A 12471-nucleotide genomic window follows, 5' to 3' on the forward strand; every position below is an offset into this window, starting at 1 on the left:
GGCGCCACCGATGCCCCCGGTCGCCCAGCGCGATCGGGGGCATCGGCCGTCCCGGGCTGGCCGATTGGGCCGGCTACGCGTCGGCGGCGAGGGCGTTCGACAGGTTGCGGGGCCGGGGCGTTCTTCGCCGAACGCGCCTGACCCGCGCCAACCCGTCAGCCGGTCGCCGCGGCCCGGTCGGCCAGCAGCGCCGCGAGCAGCGCCAGGTCCACGCCGGTCAGGCTCTCCACCTGGTGTACGCCGGCAGTGCGCGCGAGCGCCACCTCCGCCGGTACGGCCAGCACCGCCGCGCCGGAGGCGAGCGCGCTGGCCACCCCGGTCGGCGAGTCCTCGATCGCCACGCACCGCTCGATCGGCACGCCCAGCAGCCGCGCCGCGGTCAGGTAGGGCTCGGGGTGCGGTTTGGCCGCGACGACCTCGTCGCCGGCGACCACCACGTCGAAGTTGTCCCGGCCCAGGGTGTCCAGGGCGATCTCGACCAGGGCCCGGCCACTGGAGGTCACCAGCGCGGTGGGGATTCCCGCCGCCCGGACCGCACCGAGCAGGGCGAACGCGCCCGGCCGCCAGCGCAGGCCGCTGCGGAACAGCTCCAGGATCCTGGCGTTGATCCACGCCGCGCTGAGCTGCGGGTCCCGCTCGGGCTGCCCCAGGTCGTCGTGCAGGATCCGCATCGACTCCGCCATGCTGGTGCCGATGATCGACCCGCGAGCGGCGGCGGAGAGCTCCCCGCCGTACTCCCGGGCGAGTTCCTCCAGCGCGACGTCCCACAGCTTCTCGCTGTCGACGAGCGTGCCGTCCATGTCGAAGAGCACGGCGGCGGGGTGGTGGCTGCTCAGCGGATCCTCCAGGGTCGTGGCCGACACCGGCGATCCTGCCAGGCCGGAACACCACCGGTGACCGCGATGGGCGCCGACGTGATCCGGGCAACCCGCTCAGCCCAGGTCGCAGGCCTCCAGCGAGCGCTCGTAGCCGCGGAAGAACGAGTCGGTGCGCTGCTCGGCGGTGCCGTGCGAGCCCTCCGCGAACCACGGCTGGTCCGGGTCGTCGCCGACGGCCGCCAGCCCCTCGCGGAACTCGTCGAGGTCACCTTCGGCCAGGGTCAGGGCCTTGGCGCGCACCGAGTCGCCGAGGAACGCACCGGCCATGCAGTCGGCCTGCAACTCCTGTTGGATGGTGAAGCTGTAGTTGATACCGAGGCGCACCTGGATGCCGTGGGCGTACTCGTGGCCGAGCAGGTAGAACACGAACGCGTCACCGACCTGGCGGAACGCCGCCACCGACCAGGCGACGTCGTACGCGATGAAATCGCCCTGCGAGCAGTAGACGGCGTTGTTGCGGGGCAGCGGCTGGCCCCCGCAGGACACCTCGCCCGCCCGTTGGTACGGGGTGATCCGCCGGATCTGTTGGAACCGCTGCCCGGACTCCTTGAACTGGGCCGCCCAGTACCGCTCGGCGATGGTCTGCGCGTCGGCGACGTCCTGCTCGAACTCCGCGACGCTGGTGGTGCTGTCAGCCCGGGTGGTGCTCGGCCCCGCAGGCGCCTGCGACACCTCCGGCGCCGGGCGTTCGCCCTCCGGCTCGGTCAGCCCACCTGCGGAGCAGGCGAGCGACACCAGTGCGGCGATCAGCAGGCCCGCCAACGGGCCTCGGGCGTCACGTCCCGACCGTGCCCCCACTGTGCCCTCCCCTGGCGTCGGTGCCGCGCTGCTGGCGCCGGTGCTGCGCTGCGCAGTACCCCGACGATACGACCGCCACGCCCACGCACCCGTTTCACGTGCGCGGGCCGCGGATGGTTCACCGCACCGGTGTCGTGCGGCCAGAATGACCCGGGGCGGGTGCATCCGTCCGGCGAGGAGGGTCGTCGTGCACGAGCTGGGCAGTCGCCTTCGGCGTCAGCCGGCCCCGCCGCACGTCGTGTGGCGTTCGCTGCGCGACCCGTACGAGGTCGGTAGCCGGCCCTGGCTGGAGCTACGTGACGACGAGGTGCCGCCGCGGGTGGTGGCGGGCTACGCGCCGGTACTGCTGATCTGGTCGTCGCTGTGGCCGCACCGGCCGCTGGACCGGATCCGTTTCGACCTGGCCGCCCACCCACCCGGCCCGGAATGCGCGCTGCGGTGGACGCTCACCACCGACGGAGAGGTGCCGAGCGAGAGCACACTCGGGTACCTCCGGCACCGGCTCAACTACCTGATCAACGACCGGCTCCGCCGCTCCTACGGCCAGTGACCCGTCAGCCGCTGGACTCACGGCCGCGCTGCCAGGTGTCGCCCTGGTCGCCGTGTCGCTCGGCCTCGTAGCGCTGTTGCCGGCCGCGGGCATCCCGACCGGCCGCCCCTTCGTCGCCGCCGACCTCGCGCACCCCGCGCCCCCGCCGAGCCACAACCCCGAACGCGGCAGCAGCCACCGCCGCAAAAACTCCAACCACGACCCAAACCACCGTCATACCAGCCAACCTAACCACCCCCCACCACCCACCCCCTTCCTCTCCCAACCCCCACACCTCCCCGTTGATCATGAAGTTATCGCCTTCGACGCCAGCACCTCCAGCCCAACACTGATCAGTTGCACTGAAGCCTAGAAACCACCCAGCGTGTCGGGGCAATAACTTCATGATCAACGGATCGAATCGGGTGAGATCGAATCGGGTGGGGTGGGGTGGGGTGGGGTGACCGCTGGTCGGAGCTACTCCGCTACGTAGACACCAGAGCCGGGCACGCCTACGACCAGACCGCGCGCCTTGAGTGTGTCGACTGCTCGGGCGACCGTCCGCCTTGCCGACCCGTACTCCTCGGCCAGCGCATCGTAGGTCGGCAAGCGCGACCCGCGCGGAAACTCCCCGGTACCGATGCGGCGGGCCAGGTCGTCTGTGATCTCTCGCGCAGAGTGCGGGATGGGCACGGGCGCCATGGTGCCGTCTACCCGGACGGGCACTGTTGACACGCCTGGCACTGGTTGCCCTGATTGCACTACTGGCACTAGATTGCGAGGGGCAAGGCGTGGCCCGTGGTGGACAGCGAGTCGGTGCGAGCCGCTGCCGATTGATGGGGCGTCCCGACCCCTGGCAAGGGGCGGGGCGCCCCGCCCCTTGCCGTACGGAGGTGGTTGCCGATGCTGTCCGAAGAAAAGCCGATGCAGGTACCAGTCAATGTCGATGTGTGGCGGTGGCCGGTCCGGACCGACCGGATCGAGTGCGGCGAATGTGGTGACGCGCTGCCGGTCGAGCGGTTCACGGCGCTGCACGAGCTGGCCGAGGTGCTGGGCCAGCACACGTCGCGCTGTCGCGTCTTCTCCTGAGACGACCCCCGGCACCGGCTCGGCGCCGTGCCGGTCGCTGCGGTTGCCACGGCGGCGGGCAGGGTGGCCGAGGAGCAACGCCGAGCACGCGCCAAGCGGCCGCAGGCGGGAGTACAAGCTGGGCTCCACCGACACCTGGTCGCGAACTGCACCTGGTCGCGAGCTGTGTTTGATCAGGCGGCCGTTCCAACGTTGCGCCTGGGGCGCGCGGCGGTGCCGGTAGGGCGATCCAGGCGCGGACGGGTGGGTGCGGCGAAGCATGGTCACATTCCGTTCGTGACGGCGTATTCGGTGAGGGCCGCGCGGGTGGTGCTGGCGTTGTCGCCGAGTGGGTCGCTGCCGGACCAGGCAACGCGTAGGCCGGCGCGTTGGCGGGTCTGGCTCTGCTCGCCGTCCTGGCCGACGACGCCCGGCTCGCCGACGATCCCCGACTGCCCGCCGTTCGCGCCCACCTGTGGAAGCAGGTCGGTGAACGGGTCGCGGCGCGGGAGGCGTACCGGATGGCGGCGACGTGCTCGACGAACCTGGCACAGCAGCGCTACCTGAACGCCCGCGCGGACCGCCTGGCGGACACCCCGGGGTGACGAGAGTCGGTGACGGCGGGGTCAGGGGGTGGCGGCCAGGAAGACGAAGGCGGCCAGCAACACCAGGTGTACGCCACCCTGGAGGACGTTGGCCCGGCCCGGCACGACGGTCAGCACCGCTGTCACCGCGGTCAGCGCGAGCAGGGCGAGCTGGGTGCCGCCGAGGCCGAGCAGCAGGGGGCCGTCCAACCAGATCGAGGCGATGGCGATGGCCGGGATGGTCAGGCCGATGCTGGCCATCGCGGAGCCGAGGGCGAGGTTCAGGCTGATCTGGACGCGGTCGCGGCGCGCGGCGCGGGCGGCGGCGAGGGTCTCCGGCAGCAGCACCAGCAGGGCGATGATCACACCGACGAACGCGTGCGGCAGGTTCGCGGCCGCGACACCGGCCTCAATGGTCGGCGAGACGGTCTTCGCGTCGCCCACCACGGCGACCAACGCCACCAGCAGCAGCCCCAGGCTGATCAGCGCCGCGCGGGTCGTCGGCGGTTTGGCGTGCTCCTCGGCGTCGATCACCCGGCCCTGGCTGTCGACCGGCAGGAAGTAGTCGCGGTGCCGGCCGGTCTGCACGAGCACGAACAGCCCGTACAGGGCCAGCGAGGCGACGGCGGCGAAGGTGAGCTGGGCCGGGCTGAACTCCGGGCCGGGCCGGGCCGTGGTGAAGGTCGGGATGACCAGACTCAGCGTGGCCAGGGTGACCACGGTGGCCAGCGCACCGCCGGTGCCCTCCGGGTTGAACACGGCGACGCGCCGGCGCAGCGCCCCGAGCAGCAGCGACAGGCCGAGGATGCCGTTACAGGTGATCATGACAGCGGCGAACACTGTGTCGCGGGCGAGCGACTGGGTCTTCTCCGGCCCGCTGATCATCAGCGTGACGATGAGGGCGACCTCGATCACGGTGACCGCGACGGCGAGCACCAGCGACCCGTACGGCTCCCCCACCCGGTGGGCGACCACCTCCGCGTGGTGCACGGCCGCCAGCACCGCACCTCCCAGCAGCACCGCGACCACCACGATGATCGGGCCGGGCAGGTTCCGCCCCCAGGTGACGATCAGCACCAGCACGGCGAGCACGGGTACGGCGACGGTCCAGTCGGTCATCCGGGAGCGAAGCAGGGTGGCCATGCCGTACAGAGTGCCAGGCCAGCTGATCATGTGCCCACCATCGACGCAGCCGGGCCACCCTATCTACCGCCTCGACCCCGGCCCGCTCGCCCCGCTGGCCGACTGGCTGGCCGGGCTCGCCACCGCCGACCGGTGGGAGCGGCACCTCGACGCGCTGGAAACCGAGATCTACCGCACCCGCCGTGAGCGCCGCGCTCGCGGCCCGGTGGAGCACCGAAGGGAGCACACGGCATGACCCGCACACCCGCCGGACGCCTGTTTCGCACCGCCACCGGCCACGATCTCGTCCTCACCCGGACCTTCCGCGCCCCGGCGGCCGACGTCTGGGCCAGCCTGACCGAGTCGGAACGCACGGCCCGCTGGTTCGGCCCGTGGGAGGGCGACGCCACGCCCGGACGGACCATCCGGGTCCAGACGGCGTACGAGGAGGAGCAGCCCTGGTGTGAGGTCCACATCGACGCGTGCGAGCCCCGGCGACGCCCCGCCATGCAGCCCTACTACCAGGGGCTGGCGACCGACGAGGCCAGGCCCTAGGGGCCGGTCTCGCGCCGCAGCTTGGCGAACTCGGCGGTCAACGCCGGCAGCGGAAAGTGCGCGTTCAGGCCGCTGGGGTTGGGCAGCACCCACACCCGGGCCGGGCCCAGCCGATCCGGCTGCGGACCCAGCCCGGCCTTCGGTCGGACAAAGGCGATCCGGTACGCGGTCACCCCGAGAATCGCCACCCAGCGCGGCCGGTAGCGCTCGGCCTTCACCGCCAACCCGGTGACCCCGGCCACCAACTCCGCCGAGGTCAGCTCGTCCGCGCGGGCGGTGGCGCGGTTGCTCAGGCTGGTGATGCCCAAGCCCTGGCGCAGCAACTCGTCGGATTCCCACGGGTGCAACTCCCGGTCGGTGAAACCGCCGCCGTGCAGAGCCGGCCAGAACCGGCTGCCCCTGCGGGCGAAGGGCAGCCCCACGGCGGCGGAGTAGAGACCCGGATTGAAGCCACAGAACAGCACCCGCAGGCCGGGGCCGATCACGTCGGCCAGGCCCCGCCCGGCCGCTGCCGCCACCTCCTGCGGGGTCGGCCGCCGAAACGGCCCCGACCGCTGCGCGTCCACCCCATCAATCCTGCCGTACGCGCGGGCACCGGACCCGGCGCACGCCGACGATCACGACTTGGCACCCTCAACGGATGCAGTCAGCCGACCACCTCGCCGCCAGCCGCTACGCCCGGATGCGCTGGAACACGCCACTGGCACCGGAGCACGCGGCGTTGCTGCTGCAGCGACTCGATGTCCGCCCCGGCGCGCGCGTACTCGATCTCGGTTGCGGTTGGGGTGAGCTGCTGCTGCGGGCGGTCGCCGCCGGGGGCGTGTCCGGCCCGGTCGCGACGCGGGGCGTCGGCGTCGACACCGACGGCGCCGCCCTCGACCGGGGGCGGCGGCTGGCAGCGGATCGGTCGCTGAACCGACACGTCGCCTTCGTCAAGGGCGAGGTGGCGGCCTGGCAGGAGCCGGCCGACCGGGTCCTCTGCATCGGATCGGCGCACGCCTTCGGCGGCACCCGGGCCGCGCTCGACGCGCTCGCCACCGTGGTCCGACCCGGTGGCCGGCTCCTGTTCGGTGACGCGTACTGGGACCGCCCCCCGACACCGGAGGTCGAGCAGATCTTCGGCCGGGCGGTGGTGTCCCTTCCGGAGCTGGTCGAGGCCGCCCGGGAGCGCGGCTGGCGGGTGCTGCACCTGAGTACCGCCGACCAACGGGAGTGGGACGACTTCGAGTCCACCTGGCTCGCGGGCCGCCAGGAGTGGCTGCTGGCGTACCCGGAGGATCCCCGCGCGGCCGACGTCCGCACGCAGCTCGACGACCGGTTGCGCCAGTACGTCGGCGGCTACCGGGGCATCCTCGGCCTCGCCTACCTCGTCCTCGGTCGCTGACGGCTGGCGCTCGGGGCTCCGCTGGACCGCGACCGCCTCGACTGGCGGGCGGTCGAACCGGACCCGGTGCGCCGTCGGCGTTTTGCCCACCGGGCGCACCGGCGTGCGGAAGAGTGGCAGGCGAGAGCTGTCGTCGACGACCCAGCGGTGGCCCGGCGTCGCCCCGCCCGCGGAGGTTTCAGATGAGCGACATGTCCCCGGCCACGCCCGCGCGCAACGTCGTGCTGGTCCACGGCGCGTACGCCGACGGCTCCTCCTGGTCCGACGTCATCCCCCTCCTGCAGCGGGCCGGGCTGACCGTCACCGCGGTGCAGAATCCGCTGACCTCCCTGGCCGACGACGTCGCCGCCACCAACCGTGCCCTCGACCGCCAGGACGGGCCGACGGTGCTGGTGGGCCACTCCTGGGCCGGCACGGTCATCAGCGACGCCGGCAACCATCCGAGGGTCACCGCCCTGGTCTACGTGGCGGCTCGCGCGCCGGACGCCGGTGAGGACTTCACCGCGCTCGCGGCGAAGTACCCCACGCCGCCGGCGAACGCCGGTCTCGTGCATTACGACGGGTACGCACAACTCAGCGAGAGCGCTTTCCTGGCCGACTTCGCCGGTGGGGTGGAGGAGACCCGCGCCCGCGCCCTCTACGCGGTGCAGGGGCCCATCGCCGGGGACCTGTTCCAGGGCCGCACGACGGCAGCCGCCTGGCGGGACCGGCCCTGCTACTACTCGATCTCCACGCAGGATCGCACGAGCGCTCCGGAGCTGGAACGGTTCCTCGCCGATCGGATGAACGCGACGACGATCGAGGTCGAATCATCGCATCTTGCCATGGTCACCCATCCCGAGACGATCGCCGATCTCATCCTTATGGCGACCCGGGGAACTCGTGATCGCACGTCCAACGGCCGAGGCTGACCGCCCGAGCCGCAGCGGGGTTGGTGGGTAAACCAGCAGCGCCGCGCGTTGTACCGCGCGACGTTCCCGTCTTAGTGGGTGGACCTGCCGCCGGGCACGCGGCGTGCCGCACCGCCTGCGCCGGCCGCGCCACCGGGCACCCGGCCCAGAGCAGGTGGGCTTGACGAGGGCCAGACATCGGAGGTTTACTGCGTCAGCGATACCAGTCGATACAATCTGATCGTCCACAGTGTCGGTCGGGGTGACCGACTGGCGCAGCGCCCCATCCCCCACCACCCCCGCACCACCTCAGCCGAGCATCGGCGGCCCGGCTTCCGCACCACCGCCACTGCGGCCCCGGCCTGCCCCCGTGCACAGCCTGAGGTCGACGCTCAGCAGAGGAGCAAGACCATGCGTTCCCGTCCCCGTTTGTTGGCCTTCGTCATCGGCCTGGCCGTGTTGATGGCCAGCCTGCTGGTCCTTCCCACACCATCCTCGGCCGCAGCGCTGACCAAGGTCCTGGTGTTCAGCAAGACCGCCGGCTTCCGCCACTCGGCCATCCCCAACGGCATCGCCGCGATCCAGCAGCTCGGCTCGGCCAACGGCTTCACCGTCACCGCGACCGAGGATTCCGGTCAGTTCACCACCTCCAACCTGGCCCAGTACCAGGCGGTGGTCTTCATGTCGACGACCGGCGACGTCCTCAACTCCAGCCAGCAGACGGCCTTCGAGTCGTACATCGCCGCCGGCGGCGGCTACGTCGGCGTGCACGCCGCGGCCGACACCGAGTACAGCTGGCCGTGGTACGGCCAGTTGGTCGGCGCGTGGTTCGACTCGCACCCGGCGATCCAGACCGCGACCGTGAAGATCGAGGACCGGAGCAACCCGTCGACCGCGCACCTCGGCGCCACCTGGGTCCGCTCCGACGAGTGGTACAACTACCGCACCAACCCCCGGTCCAGCGCACGGGTCCTCGCCAGCCTCGACGAGTCGTCCTACAGCGGCGGCAACATGAACGGCGACCACCCGATCACGTGGTGCAAGGCGTTCGGCGGCGGTCGGGCCTGGTACACGGGTCTCGGGCACACCGAGGCGTCGTACACCGACCCGAACTTCACCCGGATGCTGCTCGGTGGCCTCCAGGTCGCCGCGGGTTCGGTGAGCGCCAACTGCTCGCCGGGGACGTCGCCGACCACCGCGCCGCCGACGACGGCCCCGCCGACCACCGCGCCGCCGACCACCGCGCCGCCGACGACGGCCCCGCCGACCACCGCGCCGCCGACCACCCCGCCGCCCGCCGCCACCGGCTCCACCCTGCGGGCCCGCGCCAACAACCAGTACGTGAGCGCGCCCAACGCCACCACCGCGCTGATCGCCAACAAGAGCTCCGCCGGGACCAGCGAGCGGTTCGAACTGGTCAACCTCGCCAACGGCAACGTCGCGCTGCGCGCCAAGAGCAACGGGCAGTTCGTCGCGGCGGAGAACGCCGGGGCCGCCGCACTGATCGCCAACCGGGCCACCGCCGGTGCCTGGGAGACGTTCCAGCTCATCCGCAACTCCGACGGCACGGTGAGCCTGCGGGCCAACGTGAACAGCCGGTACGTGGCCGCCGACAACGGGGGCGCCTCGCCGCTGATCGCCAACCGGACCTCCATCGGTCAGTGGGAGAAGTTCGACCTCGTCACCAACTGAGCGCGCCGCGGCTCGCTCGTCACCACCCCCACCTGGTCGTGGTGCGCCCCCGCGCGCCCGTCCCCCGGTCGTCGAGAAAGGACGATCATGCTTTCGAACCCCCGGCGCTGGTCCCGGGCACTCGTCGCGGCGGTCACCACCGTCGCGAGTGTGGCCCTGGCCGTGGCCGCACCCTCCACCGCCGCCCAGGCGGTGGTGATCCCCGCCAGCGATTACCAGCAGGTCAAACTTGCCACCGGCTCGGCTGAGCTGGGTGAGGCCATGTCCCTGGCCGTGCTGCCCAACCGTTCGGTGCTGCACACCGCGCGCAACGGCGTCCTGCGGGTCACCGACGTGGCCGGCAACACCAAGGTCTCCGGCACCCTGTCGGTCTACACGCACGACGAGGAGGGGTTGCAGGGCGTCGCCGTCGACCCCAACTTCGCCACCAACCGGTGGATCTACCTGTACTACTCGCCCACGTTGAGCACCCCGTCCGGGGACGCCCCCACCACCGGCTCACAGTCCGACTGGGACCGGTGGAAGGGACACCTGCGGCTGTCCCGGTTCACCCTCAACAGCGACGACACGCTCAACCTGAGCACTGAGAAGATCGTGCTCCAGGTCGCCAACGACCGTGGGCAGTGCTGCCACGTCGGCGGTGACCTGGACTTCGACGCCGCTGGCAACCTGTACCTGACCACCGGCGACGACAGCAACCCGTTCGAGTCGTCCGGCTACGCGCCGATCGACGAGCGGACCAACCGCAACCCGCAGTTCGACGCCCAGCGCTCAGCGGGCAACACCAACGACCTGCGGGGCAAGCTGCTGCGGATCAAGCCGCAGGCGGACGGGACGTACACGATCCCGTCGGGCAACCTGTTCGCGTCCGGCACGGCGAACACCCGTCCCGAGATCTACGCGATGGGTCTGCGCAACCCGTTCCGGATGAGCGTCGACAAGGCAACCGGCGTCGTCTACCTCGGCGACTACGGCCCCGACTCCGGGTCCACGAACTCCAGCCGTGGCCCCTCCGGTCAGGTCGAGTTCAACCGCATCACGGCGCCCGGCAACTTCGGCTGGCCGTACTGCACCGGCAGCAACACGAGCACCGAAACATACAATGAATACACCTTCCCGTCCGGGCCGTCGCAGTCGAAGTACAACTGCGCCGGCGGGCCGACAAACAACTCGTTCCGCAACACCGGGCTCGGCACGCTGCCCGCGGCGAAGCCGGCCTGGATCAAGTACGCCGGCGACTCCGGTTCACCGTCGGAGTTCGGCAGCGGCTCCGAGTCGCCGATGGCGGGGCCGGTCTATCGGTACGACGCCTCGCTGAACTCCAGCATCAAGTTCCCGCAGTCGCTCAACGGCCAGTTCTTCGCCGGCGAGTACGGCCGCCGCTGGATCAAGCCCATCGCGATCAACTCCGACGGCTCCCGCGGGGAGATCTCCAGCTTCCCGTGGAGCGGCACGCAGGTCATGGACATGGCCTTCGGCCCGGACGGCGCGCTCTACGTGCTGGACTACGGCACCGGCTCGAACAACCAGGCGCTGTTCCGGATCGAGTACATCGGTGGAGGCAACCGCAACCCGATCGCTGTCGCCTCGGCCAACCCCACCTCGGGTGCCAACCCGCTGACTGTCAACTTCTCGTCGTCCGGCAGCTCCGACCCGGAGGGCGGGGCGCTGAGCTACCTGTGGACGTTCGGCGACGGCACCACGTCGACGGCGGCCAACCCCACGAAGACGTACACCACCAACGGCACCTTCTCCCCCACCCTGAAGGTCACCGACCCGACCGGCCTGTCCGGCACGGCGAGCCTGGTCATCACAGTGGGCAACACGGCACCGACGGTGACGCTCACCTCGCCCACCGACGGACAGCTGTTCAGCTTCGGTGACACAGTGTCGTACCAGATCTCGGTGAGCGACCCGCAGGACGGCACTATCGACTGCTCCAAGGTGAGCCTGACGTACGCGCTGGGCCACGACAGCCACGCCCACCAGATCACCTCGAAGACCGGGTGCAGCGGCTCGATCACCGTCCCGACCGACGGTGAGCACGACTCGGCGGCCAACATCTACGGGGTCTTCGACGCCGCCTACACCGACAACGGCGGACTGACCACGCACAGCATCAAGACCCTGCAACCGAAGCACCGCCAGGGTGAGCACTTCGGCGCCCAGTCCGGCGTCCAGGCCACCGACCACACCAGCGCCGAGGGTGGTCGTACCGCCGGGTTCATCGAGAACAACGACTGGATCTCGTACCAGCCGTACAACCTGGCCAATGCCAACCGCATCACCGTGCGGGCGTCGTCGGCCGGCGCCGGTGGCACGATCGAGGTCCGGGCCGGTTCGGCCACCGGCAGCCTGCTGGGCACCGTCACGGTGCCGGTCACCGGCAACTGGGAAACCTTCGTCGATTCGTCCGCCACGATCAGCAACCCGCCGAGCGCGTCGACCACGCTGTACCTGGTGTTCAAGGGCGGGTCGGGCTACCTGTTCGATGTCGACGCGTTCACCTTCACCACCGGCACCGGTGGCAGCACGCCGGTGAGCACCCTGCGGGCGCAGATCAACAGCCAGTACGTGTCGGCGGTCGGCAGCACCGCGTTGATCGCCAACAAGGCCAGCGTCGGCAGCACCGAGCAGTTCGACCGGGTGGACGCCGGCAACGGCAACATCGCGCTGCGGTCGCGCGCCAACGGGCTCTATGTCTCGGCCGCGAACGCGGGCGCCAACCCGTTGGTCGCCAACGCCACGTCGATCGGATCGTGGGAGACGTTCCAACTCATCACCAACACGGATGGGACGGTGAGCCTGCGCGCCACGGTCAACAACCAGATCGTGTGCGCCGAGAACGCCGGGGCCGGTTCCCTGATCGCCAACCGTACGTCGGTGGGGGCTTGGGAGAGGTTCATCCTGACCACCGGCTGAGCGGTGGTGCCCGGCCTGGTCGGCGGCCGGGCCGCCGAACGGAGGGAGT

Annotated in this window: 15 protein-coding genes; 9 read left to right on the forward strand and 6 right to left on the reverse strand. The window is 71.1% G+C overall.

Annotated elements, in window-relative coordinates; genetic code table 11:
• Nucleotides 1-155 precede the first annotated feature (155 nt).
• Nucleotides 156-812 (reverse strand): HAD family phosphatase, encoded by a 657-nt coding sequence (locus ABZU25_RS10510; protein WP_355029190.1) that lies wholly within the window; start codon nucleotides 810-812, stop codon nucleotides 156-158.
• Between the two features lie 120 nt (nucleotides 813-932).
• Entirely contained in the window at nucleotides 933-1841 is a 909-nt protein-coding gene (locus ABZU25_RS10515; protein ID WP_355029063.1) for a neutral zinc metallopeptidase, read from the reverse strand.
• 22 nt (nucleotides 1842-1863) lie between these two features.
• On the opposite strand from ABZU25_RS10515, the gene ABZU25_RS10520 reads away from it, so the two are divergent.
• Complete coding sequence (locus tag ABZU25_RS10520; RefSeq protein WP_355029064.1) at nucleotides 1864-2226, forward strand: hypothetical protein; 363 nt, start codon at nucleotides 1864-1866, stop codon at nucleotides 2224-2226.
• A gap of 4 nt (nucleotides 2227-2230) precedes the next feature.
• Here ABZU25_RS10520 and ABZU25_RS10525 read toward each other — a convergent pair whose 3' ends face one another.
• Both ABZU25_RS10525 and ABZU25_RS10530 read right to left on the reverse strand, forming a co-directional pair.
• Nucleotides 2231-2443, reverse strand: coding sequence for a hypothetical protein (locus ABZU25_RS10525; RefSeq protein WP_355029065.1), 213 nt, complete (start codon nucleotides 2441-2443; stop codon nucleotides 2231-2233).
• Between the two features lie 239 nt (nucleotides 2444-2682).
• Nucleotides 2683-2907 (reverse strand): winged helix-turn-helix domain-containing protein, encoded by a 225-nt coding sequence (locus ABZU25_RS10530; RefSeq protein ID WP_355029191.1) that lies wholly within the window; start codon nucleotides 2905-2907, stop codon nucleotides 2683-2685.
• Between the two features lie 201 nt (nucleotides 2908-3108).
• On the opposite strand from ABZU25_RS10530, the gene ABZU25_RS10535 reads away from it, so the two are divergent.
• Nucleotides 3109-3294, forward strand: a complete 186-nt coding sequence (locus ABZU25_RS10535; RefSeq protein ID WP_355029066.1) for a hypothetical protein — start codon at nucleotides 3109-3111, stop codon at nucleotides 3292-3294.
• Nucleotides 3295-3662: 368 nt separating this feature from the next.
• On the forward strand, nucleotides 3663-3878 hold the full coding sequence (locus tag ABZU25_RS10540) for a hypothetical protein (protein WP_355029067.1): 216 nt from the start codon (nucleotides 3663-3665) through the stop codon (nucleotides 3876-3878).
• Between the two features lie 21 nt (nucleotides 3879-3899).
• Here ABZU25_RS10540 and ABZU25_RS10545 read toward each other — a convergent pair whose 3' ends face one another.
• Nucleotides 3900-5000 carry an ionic transporter y4hA gene (locus ABZU25_RS10545; RefSeq protein WP_355029068.1) on the reverse strand — a complete coding sequence of 367 codons (1101 nt, stop codon included), beginning with the start codon at nucleotides 4998-5000 and terminating at the stop codon, nucleotides 3900-3902.
• On the opposite strand from ABZU25_RS10545, the gene ABZU25_RS10550 reads away from it, so the two are divergent.
• Nucleotides 4999-5235 (forward strand): hypothetical protein, encoded by a 237-nt coding sequence (locus tag ABZU25_RS10550; protein WP_355029069.1) that lies wholly within the window; start codon nucleotides 4999-5001, stop codon nucleotides 5233-5235. The genes ABZU25_RS10545 and ABZU25_RS10550 overlap by 2 nt on opposite strands.
• Complete coding sequence (locus ABZU25_RS10555; RefSeq protein ID WP_355029070.1) at nucleotides 5232-5534, forward strand: SRPBCC domain-containing protein; 303 nt, start codon at nucleotides 5232-5234, stop codon at nucleotides 5532-5534. Before ABZU25_RS10550 ends, ABZU25_RS10555 begins: the two co-directional genes overlap by 4 nt.
• Here ABZU25_RS10555 and mug read toward each other — a convergent pair.
• The gene (gene mug, locus ABZU25_RS10560; RefSeq protein ID WP_355029071.1) at nucleotides 5531-6100 is read right to left on the reverse strand and encodes a G/U mismatch-specific DNA glycosylase; all 570 of its coding nucleotides are present in this window, start codon (nucleotides 6098-6100) and stop codon (nucleotides 5531-5533) included. The two genes, ABZU25_RS10555 and mug, sit on opposite strands and share 4 nt — an antisense overlap.
• 74 nt (nucleotides 6101-6174) lie before the next feature.
• On the opposite strand from mug, the gene ABZU25_RS10565 reads away from it, so the two are divergent.
• The 4 genes from ABZU25_RS10565 (at nucleotide 6175) to ABZU25_RS10580 (ending at nucleotide 12422) form a co-directional block, all read left to right on the forward strand.
• Nucleotides 6175-6918, forward strand: coding sequence for a methyltransferase domain-containing protein (locus ABZU25_RS10565; protein ID WP_355029072.1), 744 nt, complete (start codon nucleotides 6175-6177; stop codon nucleotides 6916-6918).
• Between the two features lie 182 nt (nucleotides 6919-7100).
• Nucleotides 7101-7829, forward strand: coding sequence for an alpha/beta hydrolase (locus ABZU25_RS10570; protein WP_355029073.1), 729 nt, complete (start codon nucleotides 7101-7103; stop codon nucleotides 7827-7829).
• A gap of 390 nt (nucleotides 7830-8219) precedes the next feature.
• Nucleotides 8220-9500: a ThuA domain-containing protein gene (locus ABZU25_RS10575; protein ID WP_355029074.1), complete on the forward strand. Its 1281-nt coding sequence runs from the start codon at nucleotides 8220-8222 to the stop codon at nucleotides 9498-9500.
• Between the two features lie 87 nt (nucleotides 9501-9587).
• On the forward strand, nucleotides 9588-12422 hold the full coding sequence (locus ABZU25_RS10580; RefSeq protein ID WP_355029075.1) for a PQQ-dependent sugar dehydrogenase: 2835 nt from the start codon (nucleotides 9588-9590) through the stop codon (nucleotides 12420-12422).
• Nucleotides 12423-12471: the final 49 nt, after the last annotated feature.

Source organism: Micromonospora sp. NPDC005215 (genome assembly GCF_040607915.1).
In the GTDB taxonomy this organism is placed as follows: Bacteria; Actinomycetota; Actinomycetes; order Mycobacteriales; family Micromonosporaceae; genus Micromonospora.

Excerpts from the sequence above, each read along its gene's own strand:
- ABZU25_RS10570 (WP_355029073.1), top strand. The coding sequence starts at position 7,101 with ATGAGCGACATGTCCCCGGCCACGCCCGCGCGCAACGTCGTGCTGGTC.
- ABZU25_RS10515 (WP_355029063.1), bottom strand. The coding sequence starts at position 1,841 with ATGCACCCGCCCCGGGTCATTCTGGCCGCACGACACCGGTGCGGTGAA.
- ABZU25_RS10545 (WP_355029068.1), bottom strand. The coding sequence starts at position 5,000 with ATGGCCACCCTGCTTCGCTCCCGGATGACCGACTGGACCGTCGCCGTA.
- ABZU25_RS10525 (WP_355029065.1), bottom strand. The coding sequence starts at position 2,443 with ATGACGGTGGTTTGGGTCGTGGTTGGAGTTTTTGCGGCGGTGGCTGCT.
- ABZU25_RS10535 (WP_355029066.1), top strand. The coding sequence starts at position 3,109 with ATGCTGTCCGAAGAAAAGCCGATGCAGGTACCAGTCAATGTCGATGTG.
- ABZU25_RS10550 (WP_355029069.1), top strand. The coding sequence starts at position 4,999 with ATGCCGTACAGAGTGCCAGGCCAGCTGATCATGTGCCCACCATCGACG.
- ABZU25_RS10580 (WP_355029075.1), top strand. The coding sequence starts at position 9,588 with ATGCTTTCGAACCCCCGGCGCTGGTCCCGGGCACTCGTCGCGGCGGTC.
- ABZU25_RS10555 (WP_355029070.1), top strand. The coding sequence starts at position 5,232 with ATGACCCGCACACCCGCCGGACGCCTGTTTCGCACCGCCACCGGCCAC.
- ABZU25_RS10565 (WP_355029072.1), top strand. The coding sequence starts at position 6,175 with ATGCAGTCAGCCGACCACCTCGCCGCCAGCCGCTACGCCCGGATGCGC.
- ABZU25_RS10530 (WP_355029191.1), bottom strand. The coding sequence starts at position 2,907 with ATGGCGCCCGTGCCCATCCCGCACTCTGCGCGAGAGATCACAGACGAC.
- ABZU25_RS10575 (WP_355029074.1), top strand. The coding sequence starts at position 8,220 with ATGCGTTCCCGTCCCCGTTTGTTGGCCTTCGTCATCGGCCTGGCCGTG.